Raw genomic sequence first — 21,719 nt, 5'->3', positions numbered from 1 at the left:
ACCGCATTATGGCGATTCAACACAGCCAGTATAACGTAGACGCACCATCATCAGTTATCACCTACCTAGAAGCGCGACATGGCAAAGAATCCAGAACCGGTGAGAGATCTGATCCGACAGCAAATGTATCCGTCCACGTCCTTGCCGATGGATATACCGCGCTGTCGGTCGCGGCCAAGGTCTGTGCGGATGCGGGCTATGAGCCGCTCATTCTCTCACGCTCAATCCGTGGTGAAGTCCGTGATGCTGCGAAGACGCACGTTGCAGTTGCCGAGGAAGTTTGTTGGACTGGAAACCCTGTTGTTCCGCCAGCGGTCGTACTCTCCGGCGGTGAGACAACGGTGACAGTAAGCGGCGATGGAACTGGTGGTCTAAATCTAGAGTTCGCATTGAGTGCTGCGACTGAACTCCCCCTTGGGGTCATTCTCGGTGCCGTTGATACTGATGGTATTGACGGTGCTACTGACGCAGTTGGGGCACTCGTTACGAGCGAAACCGTTTCTGGGGACATTGGTGCTAAGGCAGCCTCAACAGCACTCGATAGGAACGATGTATATCCATACCTGAAAGATCGTGATGCGCTTTTGAGGTCTGGAATTACTGGTACTAATGTTAATGACCTTCGAATACTCGTAATTCCTAAAACGAAAATATAGTACAGTAATTTCTGCGTCATTCCTGAACAGTCAGAGAGGCAAGCAACGCGCCTCTATTGAAATGAATTACGCATCGAAACACTCCACTACCTGCTGTGGCAAGCACGCAGGATCAGGAGGCGAGTGATCTGTTGTGATATTTGATTGTGTTAGTAATAGCACTAGTGGGGAATCTGTGGCTCTTTCTCAGGTAGTGGTGTCACCTACGATGGAGCAGGCTAGACCTACCAACGAATCACATTCAAGATGTTCTGGAACTGAATTTGTCACGAACTGGTAGAGCAGGTGATTTGGCCGTGAGATCAAAGTAGATCGGCGTTTGTGTACTGGTTTTAGTGAGGGTATCCGTAGGCTCACTGGGATCAGTTCAGGAGATCTCTGTTCTTTTTCAACTTGTTCGGGAATAACAACAGCGAGAATATTACTGCCAAAACCATCATGTTTATATATGATTGCCTCAACGACTTTTGTCATGGGGCTTGTTAGCCAACGGTTGCAGCAGCTTGAAGCAACAGATGTTCTAGACAAATCAATAACTGTCTCGGCAGCAATTCTCTGGGTATTTGTAATATGGTACGCAATTACATTTGATTTATCTAGGGCTCAGTACGGTGCTCTCTTCTTGGGGGGAGCTGTTGCCGTCTACATTTTTGATGAATTGAAGGATTCGTTTGAAGACGATTCCATGCTTGATGTTATTTTGCTCACAGTATCACTGATTGTTACGATGGTAGTTACAATCTATATTAATCTCAACTTTGAGACCCTTCATATTGATCGAGTTGGTTACGCATATAGCCATGAATACATCTTAGCTGCGATATTCGTTGCTACAATGATTTATCTTGCTTGGAGGTCTTTCGGTAGAACCTTCTTGGCGATTATGATTGGATCGCTTTTGTACGGGTTATTTGGATACGTAGTTCCGGGTATTCTTGGACATGGCGGACTCTCTGCTACCCGCATGCTCCTTCTATTGGTTTTGGATATAACTGGTTTTTACGGGTTCCTTACTCAATTAGTGGCAGCGTGGATTGCGTTGTTCCTTCTTTATGCTGGACTCCTTGAGGGATACGGAGCCTTTGACTTAATCTTTAGAGCGGCTGTGAAAACCTCAAAATATGTCGAATCAGGAGTGGCGCAAACAGCTGTCATTGCTAGCGCTGTTATTGGATCTATTAATGGATCCCAGACCGCAAATGCAGGGATGACCGGCTCCTTTACCATACCAATGATGAAGGAGAATGGAATGAAGCCTTCTACTGCTGGTGGTATTGAGGCAGTTGCTTCAACTACAGGACAGGTGCTTCCCCCAGTGATGGGAGCTGGCGCATTCATTATGGCGTCGCTTCTAGGGATAAAGTATGTTGACGTAATAATAGGTGGCTTGATTCCTGCCGCGATAATGGTTGTCTGTATTATTATCGCAGTTCACTACGTGGCTAGGAATCAATTAGATGATGCGGATCCGACAGTGCTCTTGGCAGAACTCGATCCGCTAACTCGCAAAGACACAATAGTCGCAACAGTAAAGTTCGTTATTCCGTTCCTAGTGTTAATCTACACTCTTGGATTTCTTCAGTGGACGGTGATCACTTCGGCACTGTACACGACGATCGCCATGCTGATTACAGGCATTTCGTTCCCTGTTGTCCAAACTGGTCTTGAATCTAAATCTCTTGGAAAGACAGTTAATGAGGCGAAAACGACGCTACGCCAAACAGTCTCTGGTCTCCGTCGAGGAGCTGTTATTACAGCGCCTATTGCTATTATTTTGGCCTCAATTAACGGAGTCGTGGATATATTAATGACTACTGGGGTGCCAGGAATCTTGACACTGAGTATGATGGAGATCTCAGGCGGTCTTCTGCTGATCGCGGCAATCATTTCATTTGTCATCTGTATATTGTTAGGACTTGGAATGCCTACGACTGCAGCTTACACCGTTGTGGCCCTTCTTGTAGCTCCTACGCTTATTAACCGATTTATGATCCCTGAGCTTGGTGCTCACTATTTCGTGTTTTATGGAGCAATTCTTTCTGGATTAACGCCTCCGATAGCCACTTGTGCTGCTGTTGCTGCTGGAATTGCAGGAGCTGATTTCTTCCGAACTTGCTATGAGGCTGTAAAGATATCAGCACCCCTGTTTATTCTGCCGTTCGCTTTCATCTATCATCCGGAGATCGTGTCATCCACGCTTGGTGTCCCCGGTATAACTACAGGATTCTTGATTCTAGTTGGTGGACTCGGTATAATTCACGGGATTAACTACCAATTCGATCTCGATATTGTGCTACGTATAGTAATTGGCGGACTATTCACCACTATTGGAATTATTACAATGGTGCACCCCAATAGTTCTATCCAAACTATTGGTGCGGGAATAATCATTGTGATGTATATTGGCCAGTTACTTGGTGGATCCAATATGAAAACTCTGAGAGCACGAATAGGAGCGTGATCATACGGCTCAAATCCCCACCGACTGGAGCAGATATCTGAGGTATTGATTCGATATTTATATAAGGGATCCTGAAACTGACTACATAATATGGGACAGTCACTCACAGAGAAAATCCTTAGCGAGCATCTCGTCGACGGCAAACTTGAGCCCGGCGAGGAGATCGGCATCGAGATTGACCAAACAATTGCGCATGACCTGACCGGGACGATGGTGTGGCTCCAGTTCGAGGCGCTCGACCTCGATGAAGTGCGTGTCGACGTGGCGGGTCAACACTGTGACCACCAGACCTACCAACCCGATTTCAAGGTAACCGACGATCACCGCTTCCTCCGTTCGGCGGCGGGTACCTATGGGGCCTACTTTGCGCGACCGGGGACTGGCATCCTCCATCAAGTCCACAAAGAGAACTACACCACTCCCGGAACGACGCTTCTGGGTGCGGATTCACACACGCCGACAGCAGGCGGACTGGGTGCGATCGGCATCGGGACAGGCGGGCTCGATGTGGCCACGGCGATGGGTGGCGCGCCCTACTATATCGAGATGCCTGAAGTCGTGAATGTCCGTTTAGAGGGGAAACTTCCTCCTTGGACAACCGCAAAAGATGTGATCCTTGAACTGCTCCGCCGTCTTTCTGTGAAGGGTGGCATCGACAAGGTTTTCGAGTACACGGGTCCGGGTGTTGAGACGCTATCGGCCAACGAGCGGACCGTAATCTCGAACATGGGTACCGAGCTAGGAGCGACCACCTCTGTCTTCCCAACTGATGAGCGCACCCGTGACTACCTTGCCCGCCTCGGCCGCGAGGACGATTATCGCAAGCTCGGGCCCGACCCGGATGCTGAGTACGACGAGCAGATCGTAATTGATCTCTCGGATCTCGATCCGTTGGTGGCGTGTCCATCGATGCCAGACAATGTTGTCCCGGTTCGTGAAGTGGTCGGCACAACTGTCGATCAGGTGATCGTTGGTTCTTGTACCAACGGCGCGTACGAGGATCTCCTCCCAATAACGGAATTGCTCTCAAACCGTGAGGTCGCTTCAGGAACAGAAACAATTGTCCAGCCGGGATCGAAGCAGGCCGCAGAAATGCTTAGTCGTGAGGGGCGGACAGCTGACTTACTAGCGGCCGGAGTCAACTTCTCAGAGGCAACCTGTGGTGCCTGCATTGGCGCGGGCCACGTCCCAGCTAGCGATTCGGTGAGCCTCCGTACCTTCAATCGTAACTTCGAGGGGCGATCGGGGAACGAAGAGGATGACGTCTACCTCTGCTCGCCCGAGGTGGCCGCTGTCTCTGCACTATCGGGCGAACTTGTCGATCCTCGCGATGCCGCCGCCGAGTTTGACCTTGATCCGCCAGGTCGGGTATTGCCCGACAGCTATATCGGCACGAGCGAGGCCGATCTGATCCAGCCAGACGGGGCGATTGACGATGAACTTGTCAAGGGCCCGAATTTCGGAGCGGTGCCGCTAAAGGATTCGCTGGAATCCACCGTTTCGGGACCGGTGCTACTGAAGGTGCCCGACAACATTACGACCGACCATATCATTCCCGGGACGAAGGAAGTCTCGATGTACCGCTCGAATGTGCCGAAGCTCTCGGAGTACACGCTTTCACGCGTTGACGAGGAGTTTGCTGACCGTGCAGCTTCGGCTGGCAGCGGGTTCATCGTTGCGGGCGAGAACTACGGCCAGGGATCTTCTCGGGAGCACGCCGCTCTTTGTCCGATGTACCTCGGTGTTGACGGTGTACTCGCGAAGAGTTTTGCTCGCATCCATCGGACAAATCTCATCAACTTTGGACTCCTTCCGTTAGTCATCGATGACACGACATACGACCGTCTCGATGAAAGCGACGAAGTGACGCTTGTCGAAGATGTCGTTTCGGCTGTCGAGATGGGGCAAACCGAACTGACGATTCGGGTGAACGACAACTGGGAGGCACCCGTTACCCTCCACGCTAACGAACGAGAGCGGACACTTCTTATAGAGGGTGGAAAACTGCCCCACACAAAACGACGACTCTCGTCGTAGATACTATCCTTGGGAAACCGACCGGTAGCCGAGAGTTGCTTGGAGTTGTCTCCAGTATTTTCTCGACTGGGTTCAATTCCGGTGAGTACGAAGGTCGAAGCGTCACGAATGCGAGATCGCTGCCGTCACGGTGACAGTAGAGTACCCCCTTCACAAATCCCTGACCCTGGTGATTTTGAGGCGGTGGTACTGGCAACTACCGGTTCGGGACACATTCTGCTTGGAATCATTTCCCCGCTTGAAGCCCTCGCACGAGAAGATATCCCACTTGTAGCGACGACGCGTGGCCCGGAGGGGAGATTCGCCACGTCAACCTACGATTACCGTGGTAGTGAGCAGACACTGTTGGACTTGGGCTGTTACTTCAGCGAGCGAAATCTGCAGAAAACGAGAATTGCGACGGTAATAGCGCTTGCTGGTCGCAGCGTCGAGACCGTGTTTGATCAACTCGGAGGGGAGTAACGATTCGGTTCCGACTAGCCTGAATTCCTTCGTTGCTATTAGCGGACCTTCCCTCTCGCCTGTACCTCCCATAGTTCTTCGACTTGGTCGTCTCGGACGCCGATAATCAGGTCATGGAGGTTGATCGTCGTGCAGACGTGGGGAACGATGAACTCCAGCCGGTCACCCACTGCGAACGAATCGTCCGAGTTGCTGGTGTCAATCCACCCGTGTTCCTCACTGGCGTTGACGTATTTGATATCGTCCCGGTTCTTCGGAACCGGCATTTGCGGTTTGTCTAACGAGAACGTTTTGCTGCCTCCATCGACGACAAGCCGGTCGTCGTCTGGCACGGAAATGACTGTAGTGACGACCGTCGCTGCGCAGTCGTCCTTCGATACCTCCCACGGTCGGAGTTTAAGTTCGCCAACGTCGTTGAAAAGATACATCCCGGGGTTGATCTCGCTGACCACCGGATGCTTGCCGCTGTACCTAGATGTCGCCGTCCCGCCGACCTTCACCTCGTCTACGGAGATTCCAGCGTCCTCGATGTCGTCGACCACGTCCTCGGCGAGTTCCATCGCCCCCCAGCACAGTTCGTCGAACTCCGATTCGGTCTCCGCTTCGGCCTTCACGTGGGACTCGTACGTGAGGATGCCGTCGAGCGAGAGGTTGGCCGCCTCGTCGATCCGTTCCGCGAGAGCAACGGCCTCAGAGCCAGGAGCGACGCCAGTCCTGTGCAATCCCACGTCGACTTCGAGTATGACGTCGGCCGATATTTCGTGGTTTTGGGCCGCGTCCTGAAGGAGGTCTATCGTGGCGGCTGAGTCGACCGTCGTTGCTAGTTTCTCGACCTTTTGTGAGAGCCAGCAGAACCGATCGAGTTTCTGTTTGCCGACTACCTGATAGGAGAGATAGATATCGTCGATCCTGTTTCGCGCCATCGTTTCCACCTCACCCAGTGTTTGACAGCAGATTCCTCCACCGTCGGTCATCTCGTCCTCAAGCGCTGCGAGTTCGGCGTTTTTGTGCGTCTTGATGTGTGACCGGAGCGTTACGTCGTTCTCGTCGGCAAATGCCACGTACTCTTCGATGTTACGCTCCATTGCATCGATGTCGACGAGCAAGGCCGGAGTTTCGAGGTCCCCGACCGACTGATAAAGCGACGGGGACATCTCATCCGTCGTCCAAGCAGACATAGTTTGAAGTCGAATGCCTTGAGGAAATAATCTTGGCTTTGGTGGATTCCTATTGGTTCGATACCTTTTCAGATGAAGAGGGGGTCTCGGAAGTTGAGACCAACTATCTCAATGTATACGGCCACAGCTTCGGAGGGTGGAACTGATACATGCCTTTCTTTCGATACCAGTAGGAGATGAATCTCCCGTTCAGTACATCTGCGAATTGACCGCTGAGAATCCTACCAGTTTGAGATGATGTCCGGAGTACCGTGCAAGATGCAGGGCACGAATCTTGCAGAATGAACTTGTCTGATCGACTACAGTGGTGATCAGTCAATACATCTAATAGATTCAGCACGACCGCTGAAATATATCATCATCTGATCATTTCAAAAAATCAATTAGATGGCCATCAGTCGAAGCGATCAAGCGAAAACATCTCTATGGGGTGTTCACTTCCACGATCAATAGCAAGGTCGGCGAGAATTTCGCCGATTACACTCGAAAATTTAAATCCATGCCCGGAGAAGCCTGCACCGACAACTACCTGTGGATGATCTGACAGCGAGTCAAGGATGAAGTGTTCATCGGGTGAGTTTGTGAACATACATGTTGCAAGTCGCATCGTTGGGCCTGCTGCATTTGGGAAGTATTTTTCCGTGGCGTCACTCAAGAGTATCTTATCCATTCGGTTTGGCTCCCGGTCGAACTCATCCGGGTCAATCTCCTCCTCACGGTGGTGATACTTGCCAATCTTAAATCCTGCTACGTCATAGATCGGGAATCCGTAAAAGCGGCCCTCTGGGACGCTCAGATTCCAGACTGGAAAATCGCCGGGATCGAACGCCGCCGGGGAATCCGGTTGGAACCACTAGCACCTGCCGCTCCGGGACGGCGAGCACTTCCAGTTCTGGAGCAAGCTTGTAATTCCAAGCTCCTGCTGTGAGTACAAGCGCGTCAGCGACATAGACTCCCTGAGCGGTTCGAACGCGAACGCCACCATCAGTTGTCTCTTCCAATCTTTGACATACTCGCGTGCATGAATCTCAGCGCCGCGAGCTTGTGCAGCGGTTACGTGGCCGGTGATAGCCTGCTCTGGGACAACGAATCCACCATCTTCTTGATAGACAGCACAGTAGTCTTTAGGGAGTTCATAGCCCGGAAAGCGTTCGTTCACTTCTTCGCCAGTCAGCACCTCGTGTGGAATGGCTGTTCCTCACAGGAGCGTTTCGAACCTGCGAAGACAGGATCTTCTGCGGGTCCGGCGTCGATTGAGCCAGTGCGATGAATAATACCTCGACCCGTTTCGTTAGCAAGCTCATCCCAAAGTTCGTACGCACGCTCGATGAGCGGAACATATGACGGGTGTTTGTAGTATGCCCGACGGACGGGTAATTCCATGCGATGACCCCCGTGAATGGGGGATGTCGTAGCGTTCGATGCCAAGACATCTAGGTTCTGATCAGCAAGATGATAGGCCGTTGCACTGCCCATACCACCGACGCCGATTACGATAACATCGTAGTTATTGTCACTACGATTCATATTTTGGACCGTTTCATCTCTGCCTTTACATAGTCAGGGATTTGGAGGTTAAGGCCTTTTCTCAAGCTTGGTTGGTTCCAGCGATCTAGAGTCGATCTCGTGAACCTATTCAGGAGCATTCGCAACTGCTCCAGAAATAATATAGCGATATGTAATTTACTTGGTCCATACGCCTCAGATATCTGTCCTACTAAATCAGTCAGAAGTAGGAAAGCGCTCGATATATCAATCGAGTAATGAGTACATGTTCGCTTCGTACGTCTCGCGAACTTGGTTCCCCCAGTCATGTGTGTATGTATCTATCACGTCATCGGCGACGTCTCCGCGGAGGTACTTGACCACGCCCCGATCGCCGGTCCGATCCCGGAGGTGCGTGGTGAAGAAGTGTCGAAAGTAGTGCGGTGTGACGTTCTCGGTGGCACCGCCGCCGGTGCGGTACCATCCCGCCTCCCGAGCGTACCGTTCGACGATATATCGCACCGCTTGGGGATCGAGTCGCGATCCCCACCCCTCTGCGGTCCCGATAAAAATCGGATCGGCCGACGAAGGAGAGTCTGGACGAATCGCGAGCCACGCTTTGAGTACTCGCGCCAACTCGTCGTCGACGGGAATCACGGTACTGCGCTTGCGCTTGTTCGATGCCGACCGAACCTCGCCGTTCAATTCCTCCCCGACGGTCGCGTCAGGCGTCACATATATCGAATTCGGCCGGTCGGCGAGCACCGGTCTGGTTCCGAGCTCGTATACCTCGTTAAGCTCGTCGTCGTCGATAGCGACGTCCCGGAGGTCGAGGTTGCAACACTCGCCAACCCGCATCCCAGTCTTCAAAAGTGTCACGACGAGTGCTCGATGAAGGGGGTGGGCGATATCGGACACGAACGTACGCATCGCGGGTATCGAGATGTCTCGCCGCGCCGGATCCGTGTCGATCGTCTCATCCATCTCTTCGACGACCAGCGTCATCGGATTTCCGTCGAACGCGCCGACCTCGGTCATATACCCGTAGAATCGGTGGAGATACGCCGCGTACGTCGCGACGGTGCTGTCAGCCACGTCTCCCCGGAGCGAGTGGATAAACGCCATACAGTCGCGGTGTGTGGCCGTCTCAGGTGTCGACGTATCGTCGATGAACGCCTCGAACTGACGGAGGACGCGTTCGTACGACTCTCGCGTCCGGGATGTCTTCCCGTGATAGGTCAGGTCCTCGACGAAGTAGCCGATCGGATCGTCGATGTCTGCCGGAGTGCGGGTACTACTCATCGACGAGCGCGTACCCCCCTTGGCGGCCGTTGTATCGAACCCGATTCCGATCCTGTAGCGCGTCGAGCGTTTCTTCTAACTGGTCTTCGAAGTCACCGCGCAACGCGTCGACCAGCTCGTCCCACGAGCACGGTCCCGCTGTAAGAGCCCGCTTGACTTGCGTTTCGAGGTCGTGACTCCCGGGGGTTTCATCCCCAGATGCGGTCTCAACCGTGTTCGTCTCATTCGGAAGTGAAAATCCCCGTCTGCCGGCCTGTACCATCGTTCTGACGAACTCGCTTTGTGACATTCCGAGTTCGTCCGCATGGGCCTGCCACCGATCTTTTTGTTCGGCTGGCACGTACGTTTTCACGGAACGGCGCTCGTCGCTCATTGATCAGTCGTTTTTTCGCCGGTGACTTCAATGTAACCCATAATTCGAGATAAAGTCACTTATCTGAACGTGTGGGCCTGCATCTGCGCGTGAAAATGACCCCATAGAGACGTGATAAGCCGGTTGACGGTATCACATTTCTGGATTAACGGTTTTGAGGGTGTGGATCCACATTTTCGGATCTTTCATAGTTTGAACAGGCCAACTCGGAGCGCGATGTAGGACAGATCGTCTTTGCTGAAACGGCTCGTTGCGTCGACACTCTCCGGGTCTTGATCGTCCGGTCTGACTTCGAGCACGATGGCGCGGAACAGGTCGGCTCGCGAGAGGTTGACCGTCAGGTACTCCTTACGAGTCGGGTAGTTCCACGACCGCCATCGCGTCGGCAGTTCGAAATCGCGAGGATCCTCGTCGTAGATGCTCTGGTTCCTCTCCATGGTCGGGTCACACTCGTCTGGCCGGCGGGAACACCGCTCTTGATGGGCGCGCGGTGGCCGTGCATGTGGCCGTATTCGGCACTGTCCGTACGCGTGCACTGCTGACCGCACTCGTCACACCGGAACTCTCCGGGCGGTTCGCGCCGACTGTAGCGGTCCGTCGCGGCCGCCGACGGTGCTACTCATCGCTCACCTTCGCAATAACGGCCTCGGCGTGGTTTGAGGCGAGTTGATCGGCCTCGGCAGAATCGTTGTGAGGCCCTCGATGTCGCAGTCAAGGTATGCGACGTGCATACCCACCTCGCTCGGTCGGATAGTCATGGTTTTCTCGGCGACAGCCGTGTCTACGTCTTTTTCAGCGGCGACACGCTTCGTGTCGGCAGTGCTACGATCAGCTCAGAATTTCGTATGTGCTCTTCGGGTCAAGCGCAGAAACACCGGATCGTCGGTGACTCCTACCATGTGTAGCTCGTATGTCGATCCGTTTGTGACTCGTAAAGTGTATAATGCGATATTGAGTATGGCAAGTTTCTCGTCCCGCAACACAACAGGATGACCACATCCTTGGCTGAACTTGGCGGAAATTATTTTGTCTAAAATGCGTAGCGAGTATTAGAAGAGAGTCTGCGGTGACGGGGGTTCTACATCAATTGACCGGATGATAGCGCAGAACCCGTACCATATTTGAAGAAGTTCAACTGACAAGCAAACGACGCATTCAGGCATGAACCACTAGAAGATCGTTCCGCCCCATCCTTATCTGAAACACTGATTCCATTACAAACATATAATTGTAATATTCATGTAGTGCTACTCATACTACCTGATTTTCTGTAGGCGCGGCCAAACTCAGTTCGTATTATGCGAACAACTCGGTTTCGATCAAGTTGCGTGAGTTGATACTTCCACACGAGAGAAAACAAATAACACGCGTATTCGATAATAATCGGATAAAATAACAGATATTGTTTATGTAGGTGGGTGTTTCGTCGTAACTGTCATCACATCGTTTGCGAAAGGTAAACAGTTAAGTAATGTCCTGTTATATGCAAACGTATGACGGCCGACTCGGACAAAACTGAATCACCGCGTACGTTGAAAACAGTGGAGCGGACGGCTCAGATCATCAAGGCGCTAGAGGATCTCGATGGTGCCGGAGTCACAGAGTTAGCCACGTATCTCGACTTGTCGAAGAGTTCGACCTACCACTACCTCGCTACGCTTCGGGAGGAAGAGCTCGTCGTCAAAACAGACGGAGAGTACGAACTCAGTCTTCAACTGCTCCTTTCGGGTGAATACGTCCGAAATCGGAATCTTCTGTACCGCCACGGCAAAGAGGAAGTCGAGAAGCTCGCGGAGACGACCGGCGAGTACGCGAATCTGTTTACCGAAGAGCACGGTAAGGGGATCAATCTGTACAAGGCCCGTGGGAGCGATGCCGTCGGAAGCGGCTATCAGACTGATAAGCTCCAACAACCCGATCAACTCCACTGTACGGCGACGGGAAAGGTGATTCTGGCGTTTCTTCCCGACGCTCGCGTCAACGAGATACTCAACCAACACGGACTCACTGAACGGACCGCAAATACGATCACTGACCGTGACGAACTTGCCGACGAGCTAGCGACAGTTCAAGAGCGAGGCTATGCGTACAACGACGAAGAGGAGGTCGAAGGGCTCCGTGCCGTCGGTGCTCCCGTCATCGATCGCGACGACACCGTTCTCGGTTCTCTGAGCGTCGCAGGCCCGACGAGTCGACTGAAAGGGACGTTCTTCGACGAGGAGCTTCCCGAACAGGTCCAGCGCGCGGCAAATGTTATCGAGGTGAATATTAACATGGCAACGCACGGGGCCGAGTCGCCAAGGTAATCGTAGGTCCTCATAGGCCGACTATGTGTTTTCTTTTCACGAACGAACTGGCTGCACTCTCCTTCGAGTCATTCGCACGCCAGATCTGCCAGCCCGGCAGTCAATACCTGCGTCGCCGCCGCGCAACTGCTCCAGTCCGTCCACTCGCGAGGACTATGTGAGAATCCGCCGCGAGAGGGGGCAAACAGCAGTCCGGTGTCGGTAACGTCTGCGAGATGCATAGTGTCGTGGCCGGCCCCGGAGTGTAGCGAGAGCGACGACACGTCGACCCTTTCTGCCGCTCGTTCAAGGGCGTCGACGCAGCGGTCACTCATCTGACTTGGTGGGATGTCGTACGGCTGCTCGAAGGTCGTCTCGACGCCTCGCTGTGACTCGAGGTCGTCAAGGTGCGTTTGAATATGGTCGATGATCGTCTCCATCGGTTCGTAGTGAACGTCACGGACGTCGATACCGAGTTCGGTACGGCCGGAGACGACATTGATGGCGTTCGGTTCGTTGTCGATTTTTCCGACCGTCCCGACGACGGTATCGCCTCGTTCCGCGGTGAGGTCGTTCGTCACCGATTCGACTTCGAGGATGAGATCGCTCGCGGCCGCCAACGCGTCCGTCCGATCTGCCATCGCCGTCGAGCCGGAGTGGTCCGCCTCTCCCTCGATAGCGACCGAACAGCGGATCGTTCCGGTGATCGCGGAAACGATTCCGACCGCTGCCCCCGCGTCTTGGAGCCGTTCTCCCTGCTCGACATGGAGTTCGAGCCACGAGTCCCACTGGCTGGCGTCGAGGCGACCGGTACCGCGGAAACCGATATCAGAGAGCGCGTCGTCGAGCGTTACGCCGTCGTCGTCTTCGAGCGCGAGCGCCTCCTCGACGGACCGTTTTCCGCTCGCTACCGATGAGCCGAGGACCCCGTTCGAGAACCGCGCACCCTCCTCTTCGGTGAAGCAGACTACGTCAATCGGTCGAGCGAGATCGGCATCCGTCTCCTGAAAGGCGCGAACGGCTTCCAGTCCGCTGTAGACGCCGAGAACGCCGTCGAAGATACCACCTTCGGGGACGGAGTCGAGATGACTGCCGCACGCGACGGGCGGTGCGGTCGGATCGACGCCGTCGGGGACCCACCGACCGGCGATGTTGCCGACTGCGTCGACGCGGACGTCGAGGCCGGCGGCTTCCAGTCGATCGACCAGATACTCACGTGCCCGTCGGTTGGCGTCAGTCCCAGTCAGTACCGTTCGTCCGCGGCCATGATCCGTCTGGATAGCGCCGAAATCCGCCGTTGTCGTAATATCGTCGCGGAGGCGCTCCTCTCGTACCCCACGTTGTGCGCGTTCTGCTACGCTCATGTTGTACGGCCCAGTTGAGGCCGCTCTGATTTGAAGATACCGACAAATCGGACGGATTTGGAGTCATTTCTGTAACTACCGCTGTATCGAGCGGAAAAATTGATCCTCGTCAGCTACCGCTCTCGGACGACGATATCTTTCACGCCGTGCTGGAGCGTCTCCTCTTCCAGTTCGTCGAGTTCCTCACGGGACGCGTCGAGGCGTGCAACGTGGTTTCCTGCGAGTTCACCCGCCGGGCTTTTGAAACACGTCGGTCCACACGGAACGAGTATTTCCTGTTCATTCCGGTAGCCCGGATACAACAAGATGTCACCCCGAGACGGGTAGACGGTGTGGTTCTCGCGTGGGATGTCTGGGAGCGAGACCTCGTCGATGTTGATCCACGTCGCGTGACCGCTCCAGCGGACGTGCATTAGTTCCGATTCGAGCGGCAGGAACTCTCGGAGTGCTTCGACCGATCGAGGCGCTTCGTCCTCGAGTAGGTCGGCGACGAACACCTGTCCTTCGATGTCGAACTCTATTTGTGACACACCACCCGCAACAACGGCGCTCAGAATAAAAGTTCCGTCGACCCCCCAGTCCCAGTCAGGCGCGTCACGCGATAGGGATACGTGTCCCGGATCGGCGACGATCGCGTCGTCTGCGACCAGCGGTCCTCAAACGGATATTTGCTGTACTCGGTCGGTCGCCGTCCGTTTTCACGCGAGCGAGAATTTAAGTGAGAGCGGTTAGACCGAACGAAGGCGATGAGCAATCTCACAATAGACGAGGTAAATCGGGCGGATAAGAACGTGTTCGTGAACCACTTGGGCGACGTGTACGAACATGCTCCGTGGGTGGCCGAACTGGCGTGGCCGAACCGTCCGTTCTCGGGCGTCGACGACCTTCACAGCGCGATGAGATCTGTCGTCGAGGATGCGAGTCGAGATCGGCAGCTCGAACTGCTGCGGGCGCACCCGGATCTCGGCGAACAGACCGAGATGACGGACGCCTCCGTTGAAGAACAGGCCTCCGCCGGGCTCGATCAGCTGTCCCCGGAACAGTACGAGGCGTTCCAGCGACTGAACGACCAGTATCGGGACAACTTCGGCTTCCCGTTCATCATGGCAGTGCGCGACGAGACGCCCGATGCCATCAGGGCGACGATGGAAGAACGGGTCGAACACTCCCCGGATGAGGAGTTTCGGACCGCTCTAGACGAAGTCCACACTATCGCCCGCCTTCGACTCGCCGAGCGGTTTGACTCATAATCTAGAGTCACGACCGAATACTGTAACATATCCAACAAAACACCTATATACGAGCGTATGAATCAGTTTGATAGACGGTGACAGCCACTCGATATCGAATCACGTTCTGCGGGCCGGAGCACAGCGACTGCTGCAGGCAGCGGCAGCGGTAACCGACAACGATACCAAAGCAATCCATGACCGACAACACTGAATCAGACACCGACGACCGGACGATGAACTACGGCAAAGAACACGTCAACGTCTATCGGACGTACGCAACTCCGCTAACGGGCGTTCGCGAGATACCCGAATCGGCGTTCGACGGGAAGCCGAATACCCTCTTCGGAATGGAGGTGCGCGCGCAAGTCGAAGGAGACGAGTTCCTTCCCTCGTTCCGGGACGGCGACAACTCGAAGGTCGTCGCGACCGATTCGATGAAGAACTTCGTCTTACACCACGCCGGAGACTACGACGGCGCGACCGTCGAGGGATTCCTCCACTACGTCGGCTCGGAGTTCCTTCGCACCTACGATCAGATGGAGTCGGTCCGCATGTCGGCTGACGAGCTCGCCTTCGACGACCGCCCCGTTCCCGATGGCGAGGGGAACTTTGAGCCGAGTGACCTCGTTTTCGGCGTTTCAGACGACGAGTCAGCCTTCGGAGAGTACTACCTCACGCGTGAGGACGGCGAGGTCGTCATCGAAGAGCAGCGAAGCGGCGTCACTGGAATCGAACTGGTGAAAGTGAAGGACAACTCCTTCGTGGGGTACGTTCACGACGAGTACACGACCCTACCCGAGCGGGAGAATCGGACGCTGTACATCGGGCTCGACATCTTCTGGACGTACGACGACCCCGAGACGGCGCGTGGCGAGACGCCCGAGGAGTACGTCCCGGCCGAGCAGGTCCGTGACATCGCACAGGTTGTCTTCGACGAGCGAGATGTCAACTCGATTCAGGATCTCATCTATCAGATCGGACTGCGAGTTCTCGAACGCTTCCCGCAACTAACCGAGGTGAGCTTCGAGGCCAACAACCGCACGTGGTTGAAGGTGCGTGACGACATGGAGGGCGACGCGAAGGTGCTCCGGGAGCCGCCCCGCCCGACCGGCTTCCAGCAGTTCTCGATGGATCGAAGCGACCTCGCCGAGGAGGGAGCAGAATGACCGCCGGGCTGACCACGCACGTCCTCGACACGAGCCGCGAGGGGCCGGCAGAGGGCGTCGACGTGACGCTGTACCGACTGGCTGACGGCGATCGAGAGCAGGTGACCGCGGCGACCACGAACCACGACGGACGTGTCGACGAGCCGTTGCTCGACGCCGACGAGATCGAGGCCGGAACCTTCGAACTCGTCTTCGACGTGGGGACGTACTACCGTGAAGGGCCCACGGGATCGACGTTTCTCGACGAGGTGCCGGTGCGGTTCACGATCGACGACCCGACCGAACACTACCACGTCCCCCTGCTGCTATCTCCCGGTGGCTACACGACGTACCGCGGGAGTTGAACGGCCGACCTGATTCCGCAGAGTCGCAAACTGGCTCTGTGATTGCGTCGCCGACAGCCTTCGAAGTCCGCACCGAGTTGTCTGAGACTATACTCTAATTCGGTACTTCTGTGGAGAGATTCTAGTATATTCCACTTGTGGTGCGCTCTATTGGTGAAAGAAGTTAAATAGTAGTGGGTGGTTTGGTACGGTGAAACATGTCTGACAACCCAGAGAATGGAATCGATCTCGCATACGGTTTGGAGGAAAAGCCGCCGCTGTCGAAATCGCTCCTCCTCGCGTTACAGCACGTATCGGTTATGATCGTTCCGTCGACCGCCGTCGCGTTTATTGTCGCGGGAGCCGCGGGGTTGGGATCCGCGGACACGACGTTTTTGGTACAGATGGTCATCCTCTTCGCGGGCGTGGCGACCGTCGTCCAAGCCTACACTGTCGGGCCGGTCGGCGCGAAACTCCCGATCGTGATGGGGACGAGCTTTGCCTTCGTAGGCGCGATGTCGTCGATCGGGGGGAGTTCGGGGCTGGATGTCGTATTCGGCTCTATCGTGGCCGCGGCGGTCGTCGTCCCGTTCCTCTTGGGGTGGCAGTTCAAACGCCTGCAGTCGTTCTTCCCGCCGCTCGTCACGGGACTCATCGTTGTCATCATCGGCCTGTATCTCGTTCCGGTCGGTATCGAGTACGCCGCCGGCGGCGTCGGTGCCGAAGACTTCGGCTCGATGCAGAACCTCGGGCTCGCAGGACTGGTCTTGTCCATCGCCGTGCTGTTCAACCTGCTCTTAACTGGGGTCTGGCGGATGTTGAGCGTTATTATCGGCATCAGTGTCGGCTACGTCGTGGCGATCGCGTTCGGGGTCGTCGACTTCACTCCGTTCTACGAAGCGGCGTGGATCGCGGTTCCGACTCCCGGGAAATTCGGGTTTAGCTTCGAACTCGTTCCGCTGGTGACCTTCGCGTTCCTGTTCTTGGTTTCGGGCATGGAAACGATCGGTGATATGTCCGGGATCACCGCCGCCGAGGGACGCAACCCGACCAAAGAGGAGTTCCGCGGCGGGATCTTCGCCGACGGATTCATCAGTGCCCTCGGGGCAGTGTTCGGGTCGTTCCCGCAGACCTCGTTCTCTCAGAACGTCGGTATCATCAACTTCACCGGCGTGATGAGCCGCCACATCGTCGGAATCGGCGGGTTCATCCTGATCGTGCTGGGACTAGTCCCGAAGATCGGAGCGATCGTGACGACGATCCCGTCTGCCGTCTTCGGCGGTGCCGTGCTCATCATGGTCGGAATGGTCGCCGCCAGTGGAATGCGACTGCTGTTCTTGAACATCGAGATGAACCGTCGGAACATGGTCATCATCGCCACGTCACTCGGACTTGGACTCGGTGTCGCGACGGTGCCGAGCGCGCTCTCCGGACTGCCGTCCGGGGCGCAAACGTTCTTCGGTGAACCCGTTATCATCACCGGTCTCTTGGCCCTCGTCTTGAACACGATCGTCCCCGGTGAGTCCAGCCCGCTGTTCGACAAGGCCGACGACGTTCCGCCAATCTCCGAGCCGGTGGACGACGACTGAGGCTCACTCGGTCGACAAGCGACGAGAACGGTGGACGCCGCGCAGTCGACCGGCGTCGTCAGGCGGAATTCATTTTTTTGTTCGATGAGAGCTGTGCGACGCGCGCGGCAACGTCGATGGCCGGGACAGCGCCGCGGACTCCCCAGCTGAAGTTCTGTGGCACGACTGCCCGTCTGTCAGGGGAATTTATTTATCGCGCCACCGTTTTCGATCAGAGTATGTTGCTAACGGGAACCGTCGTTGCAGACTCGAATACAGTGATCGACGACGGGGCGATCGTCGTCTCGGGGTCACGGATCGAGGCGGTGGGTGAGCAGTCCGCGATCGCGGCGCAGTATCCTGACCACGAGCACCAGTCGTACGATGTCCTGTTGCCGGGGCTCGTCGGCGGACACATCCACTCGGTCCAGAGTCTCGGGAGGGGAATCGCCGACGACACCGAGCTGCTGGACTGGTTGTTCGATTACATTCTCCCGATGGAGGCTTCCCTCTCGGCGTCGGAGATGGAGATTGCGGCGAAGCTGGGCTACTTGGAGATGATCGAGAGCGGAACGACGACATGTGTCGACCACCTCTCGGTCGCCCACGCCGAGGAGGCCTTCGAGGCCGCGGGCGAAATCGGGATCCGCGGCGTCCTCGGGAAGGTCATGATGGACCAGCGCTCGCCCGATGAGCTCCTCGAAGACACGCAGGCGGCGCTCGACGAGTCCGAACGGCTCATTCAGCGGTACCACGGGTCGTTCGACGACCGCATCCGGTACGCCGTGACGCCGCGGTTCGCCGTATCGTGTACCGAGGAGTGCCTCCGCGGCGCTCGCGAACTGGCCGACGCGTACGACGGAGTCCGTATCCACACCCACGCCAGCGAAAACCAGAGCGAAATTGAGACGGTGAAAGAGGACACCGGGATGCGGAATATTCACTGGCTCGACGAGGTCGGTCTCACCGGTGAGGACGTCGTGCTCGCACACTGCGTGTGGACCGACGAAAGCGAGCGCGAGGTGCTCGCCGAGACGGGCACGCACGTCACGCACTGCCCGTCGTCGAACATGAAACTCGCGAGCGGTGTCGCCCCGATCTGGGACTACCTCGATCGGGGGATCAACGTCGCGCTCGGAAACGACGGCCCGCCGTGCAACAACACGCTCGATCCGTTCACCGAGATGCGGCAGGCCAGCCTCTTACAGAAGGTCGATCAACTGGATCCGACGGTCACACCGGCCGGCGACATCTTCGAGATGGCGACGCTCAACGGGGCGAAAGCCGCTGGATTCGAGGAACTCGGCGCGATTCGAGAGGGGTGGCGCGCCGACATCGTGGGGCTCAGCACGGACCTCACCCGCGGAACCCCGCTCCACGACGTGCTCTCGCATCTGGTGTTCGCCGCCCACGGCGACGACGTGCGGTTCACCATGGTTGATGGCACCGTCCTGCAGGAAGACGGCGAGGTGACCGCTATCGACGCCGACGCGGTCCGTCGCGAGGCGTCGGCGATCGGCCTCGACATGGATCTCACGGAGGAGCGTCGGTCCGCACAGCAGCAAAAACCCTGATCGCGAGGCGATCCACTGGCGTCCCGATCTCGACCGATCGAGTCACTCTCGGTACGCGTTTCTGAACGCAACCGAGTCGACGTTCGGCCGTCCGCCCATCGAACGACGCACGAACGTCTCTCGGAGTCACCCGATCGGATCACAGCCTTTTTTATACCACTGCGAGATAGTGACATGGATGACAGACACTAGCGAAGGGCAGTCACGCGTAGCGTCGTTCTTCGAGTTTGAGCGACACGGAACAGACATAAGAACGGAGTTCATCGCGGGCCTTACGACGTTCCTCACGATGTCGTACATCATCGTGGTGAACCCCGCGATCCTGTCAGCGGCGATCTCCATCGAGGGATACTCCGACGGGGAAGTATTCCAGATGCTCGCCATCACGACGATCTTGGCGGCTGCCGTCGGCTCGGCAGTGATGGCGCTGTACGCGAATCGCCCCTTCGGTCTCGCTCCCGGGATGGGACTCAACGCGTACTTCGCATTCACCGTGGTGATCGGGTTGGGGATCCCGTGGCAGACCGCGCTCGCGGCGGTGTTCGTCGAGGGCGTCATCTTCATGGCGATGTCGAGCGTCGGGGCGAGACGGTACATCATCGAGTTCTTCCCGGAGCCGGTGAAGTTCGCTGTCGGGGCCGGTATCGGCCTGTTCTTGCTCCTGCTCGGTCTCATCGAGATCAACGTTGCCGTCGCAGACGAAGAGACGCTTGTCTCGCTCGGCAACGTCGCGACCGATCCGGTCGCTCTACTGGCGCTGGCCGGCCTCGCGTTCACGATCGTCCTCTACGCCAAGGACGTTACCGGCTCTATTATTACCGGCATCATCACCACCGCGGCCGCCGGGTGGGCTCTGACGCTCTCCGGCGTCGTCGCCGAGGGTACCTTGACGCCCGACGGGCTACCGCCGGTCACCTACGATATCACCCCGCTGGTCGGCGCGTTCGCTAGCGGCCTCCGAGATGTCGAACCGATAACGTTCGCCATCGTCGTTCTCACGTTCTTTTTCGTCGATTTCTTCGACACTGCCGGCACGCTCATCGGCGTCTCGCAGTTCGGGGACTTCCTCGACGAGGACGGGAATCTCCCCGAGATGGAGAAGCCGTTGATGGCCGACGCCGTCGCCACGACGTTCGGTGCGATCGTCGGCACGACGACCGTGACCACCTACGTCGAGAGTTCGACCGGTGTCGAAGAAGGCGGTCGAACAGGGCTCACCGCGCTCGTCGTCGCCCTGCTTTTCGTGGCCTCGCTCGCAGTCGTTCCGATCGTCGCCGCGATTCCGACGTACGCCTCGTACCTCGGGCTCATCCTCGTCGGACTCATCATGCTTCAGGGGGTGACCGACATTCAGTGGGAACAGTCCGACTGGCTGATTCCCGGCGGACTCACCATCGTCATCATGCCGCTCACGGCCTCCATCGCCAACGGAATCGCCGCCGGAATCATCAGCTACCCCATTGTCAAAGCGGCACAGGGTGAATACGAGTCCGTCCACGTGGCTCAGTGGGTCCTCGCGCTCTCCTTTATCCTGTACTTCTACGTCACGTCTGGCGGGGTGGTTGGGTAAACTACCCCACCCTACTTCACTCACCTCATAAGAGGCTCGCTCGTTGAGGGTGGGGCTTTGATGTGGACTCCCGGCAATCAGTCGCCAGCAATACGCTGGTAACTCTCGCTGTTCAACATCCCACCATTCACACGCACGTCTACTGGTGCGTCTCCGCCCCCCGACTTGGGCGAGGAACGGAGTCTATGTCTCTGTTTCCGGGCGTATCGCACCCCGATGTTCTTCGCGGCGTTGTAGTCCGCGTTCACTTCGTACCCGCACTTCTGGCAACAGAACTCTTCTCCCTGCCGGTTGTCCTCATGTGTGAATCCGCAATCTGTCCGAGAACAGCGTTGAGACGTGTGGTTCGGCTTGACCTGCTCCACGGAGACACCGCGTTCCGGAGCTTTGTACTCAACGTACTCGAATAGGCGTCGGAACGCCCAGATATGGTGCCACTTCGCGTGTGGAAGCCGCTCTCGAATATCGGTCAACTCCTCGAACACGATCACGTCACAATCGTGTTCGACAGCCCCCGTGACAATCTCGTTAGCGACGGTGTGCATGTACTGTTTCCGCCATGCTTCCTCTCGCTTTCCGAGTCGAAGCACGGCGTTATGCGCAGCTTGCGTGCCGCGCTGTTGCATCTCGCCCCGTCGCGTCTCGAACTCACGGCACCAGTGGTCGTAGTCGTCTCCCTGCCA

The 21,719-nt window shown here is 56.3% G+C and carries 21 protein-coding genes; 11 read left to right on the top strand and 10 right to left on the bottom strand.

Annotation, left to right across the window (positions count from 1 at the left end; translation table 11 throughout):
* Positions 1-8: 8 nt before the first annotated feature.
* From NO887_RS17600 to NO887_RS17585, 4 genes are all read left to right on the top strand, one after another.
* A complete protein-coding gene (locus tag NO887_RS17600; protein WP_256419478.1) occupies positions 9-656 on the top strand; it encodes an MOFRL family protein in 648 nt (215 codons plus the stop codon).
* Between the two features lie 472 nt (positions 657-1,128).
* Complete coding sequence (locus NO887_RS17595) at positions 1,129-3,117, top strand: TRAP transporter permease (RefSeq protein ID WP_256419477.1); 1,989 nt, start codon at positions 1,129-1,131, stop codon at positions 3,115-3,117.
* A 90-nt stretch (positions 3,118-3,207) separates the two neighbouring features.
* The gene (locus NO887_RS17590; RefSeq protein WP_256419476.1) at positions 3,208-5,154 is read left to right on the top strand and encodes an aconitate hydratase; all 1,947 of its coding nucleotides are present in this window, start codon (positions 3,208-3,210) and stop codon (positions 5,152-5,154) included.
* Between the two features lie 183 nt (positions 5,155-5,337).
* Complete coding sequence (locus NO887_RS17585) at positions 5,338-5,616, top strand: L-asparaginase family protein (protein WP_256419475.1); 279 nt, start codon at positions 5,338-5,340, stop codon at positions 5,614-5,616.
* A gap of 38 nt (positions 5,617-5,654) precedes the next feature.
* Here the strand turns inward: NO887_RS17585 and NO887_RS17580 are convergent, their stop codons facing one another.
* From NO887_RS17580 to NO887_RS17555, 7 genes are all read right to left on the bottom strand, one after another.
* Positions 5,655-6,794: an alanine racemase gene (locus tag NO887_RS17580; RefSeq protein WP_256419474.1), complete on the bottom strand. Its 1,140-nt coding sequence runs from the start codon at positions 6,792-6,794 to the stop codon at positions 5,655-5,657.
* A gap of 394 nt (positions 6,795-7,188) precedes the next feature.
* Positions 7,189-7,554 carry an FAD-dependent oxidoreductase gene (locus NO887_RS18745; protein WP_425601553.1) on the bottom strand — a complete coding sequence of 122 codons (366 nt, stop codon included), beginning with the start codon at positions 7,552-7,554 and terminating at the stop codon, positions 7,189-7,191.
* Positions 7,555-7,647: 93 nt separating this feature from the next.
* Positions 7,648-7,971: a hypothetical protein gene (locus NO887_RS18740; protein ID WP_256419473.1), complete on the bottom strand. Its 324-nt coding sequence runs from the start codon at positions 7,969-7,971 to the stop codon at positions 7,648-7,650.
* A complete protein-coding gene (locus NO887_RS18735; RefSeq protein ID WP_425601552.1) occupies positions 7,965-8,270 on the bottom strand; it encodes an N-methyl-L-tryptophan oxidase family protein in 306 nt (101 codons plus the stop codon). The genes NO887_RS18740 and NO887_RS18735 overlap by 7 nt, the downstream gene beginning before the upstream one ends.
* Positions 8,271-8,546: 276 nt before the next feature.
* On the bottom strand, positions 8,547-9,581 hold the full coding sequence (locus NO887_RS17565; protein ID WP_256419472.1) for a tyrosine-type recombinase/integrase: 1,035 nt from the start codon (positions 9,579-9,581) through the stop codon (positions 8,547-8,549).
* On the bottom strand, positions 9,574-9,954 hold the full coding sequence (locus NO887_RS17560; protein WP_256419471.1) for a DUF5805 domain-containing protein: 381 nt from the start codon (positions 9,952-9,954) through the stop codon (positions 9,574-9,576). The genes NO887_RS17565 and NO887_RS17560 overlap by 8 nt, the downstream gene beginning before the upstream one ends.
* 185 nt (positions 9,955-10,139) lie before the next feature.
* The gene (locus NO887_RS17555; RefSeq protein ID WP_256419470.1) at positions 10,140-10,391 is read right to left on the bottom strand and encodes a hypothetical protein; all 252 of its coding nucleotides are present in this window, start codon (positions 10,389-10,391) and stop codon (positions 10,140-10,142) included.
* Between the two features lie 1,056 nt (positions 10,392-11,447).
* Here NO887_RS17555 and NO887_RS17550 point away from each other — a divergent pair.
* A complete protein-coding gene (locus NO887_RS17550) occupies positions 11,448-12,260 on the top strand; it encodes an IclR family transcriptional regulator (protein ID WP_256419469.1) in 813 nt (270 codons plus the stop codon).
* 68 nt (positions 12,261-12,328) lie between these two features.
* Here the strand turns inward: NO887_RS17550 and NO887_RS17545 are convergent, their stop codons facing one another.
* A complete protein-coding gene (locus tag NO887_RS17545; RefSeq protein WP_256419468.1) occupies positions 12,329-13,603 on the bottom strand; it encodes a Zn-dependent hydrolase in 1,275 nt (424 codons plus the stop codon).
* A gap of 113 nt (positions 13,604-13,716) precedes the next feature.
* Positions 13,717-14,133, bottom strand: a complete 417-nt coding sequence (locus NO887_RS17540) for a DUF3830 family protein (RefSeq protein WP_256419467.1) — start codon at positions 14,131-14,133, stop codon at positions 13,717-13,719.
* A 216-nt stretch (positions 14,134-14,349) separates the two neighbouring features.
* Between NO887_RS17540 and uraD the strand changes: the two genes are divergently transcribed.
* The 6 genes from uraD to NO887_RS17510 all read left to right on the top strand — a co-directional run bounded on the left by uraD (position 14,350) and on the right by NO887_RS17510 (position 21,036).
* Entirely contained in the window at positions 14,350-14,853 is a 504-nt protein-coding gene (uraD, locus tag NO887_RS17535) for a 2-oxo-4-hydroxy-4-carboxy-5-ureidoimidazoline decarboxylase (RefSeq protein ID WP_256419466.1), read from the top strand.
* Between the two features lie 176 nt (positions 14,854-15,029).
* Positions 15,030-16,001, top strand: coding sequence for a factor-independent urate hydroxylase (pucL, locus tag NO887_RS17530; RefSeq protein WP_256419465.1), 972 nt, complete (start codon positions 15,030-15,032; stop codon positions 15,999-16,001).
* Positions 15,998-16,345, top strand: coding sequence for a hydroxyisourate hydrolase (uraH, locus tag NO887_RS17525; protein WP_256419464.1), 348 nt, complete (start codon positions 15,998-16,000; stop codon positions 16,343-16,345). Before pucL ends, uraH begins: the two co-directional genes overlap by 4 nt.
* Before the next feature lie 197 nt (positions 16,346-16,542).
* Entirely contained in the window at positions 16,543-17,913 is a 1,371-nt protein-coding gene (locus tag NO887_RS17520) for a uracil-xanthine permease family protein (protein WP_256419463.1), read from the top strand.
* A gap of 218 nt (positions 17,914-18,131) precedes the next feature.
* The gene (locus NO887_RS17515) at positions 18,132-19,466 is read left to right on the top strand and encodes a 5'-deoxyadenosine deaminase (RefSeq protein ID WP_256419462.1); all 1,335 of its coding nucleotides are present in this window, start codon (positions 18,132-18,134) and stop codon (positions 19,464-19,466) included.
* Between the two features lie 178 nt (positions 19,467-19,644).
* Positions 19,645-21,036, top strand: coding sequence for an NCS2 family permease (locus NO887_RS17510; protein WP_256419461.1), 1,392 nt, complete (start codon positions 19,645-19,647; stop codon positions 21,034-21,036).
* 77 nt (positions 21,037-21,113) lie between these two features.
* Here NO887_RS17510 and NO887_RS17505 read toward each other — a convergent pair.
* On the bottom strand, positions 21,114-21,719 hold a 606-nt coding region (locus NO887_RS17505), incomplete at its 5' end, for an RNA-guided endonuclease InsQ/TnpB family protein (RefSeq protein WP_256419460.1).

Origin of the sequence: Halorubrum laminariae (genome assembly GCF_024494655.1) — an archaeon.
GTDB classification, from domain to species: Archaea; Halobacteriota; Halobacteria; order Halobacteriales; family Haloferacaceae; genus Halorubrum; species Halorubrum laminariae.
Note: the sequence above shows the minus strand (reverse complement) of the source record. Positions and strands in the feature narration are given on the sequence as shown.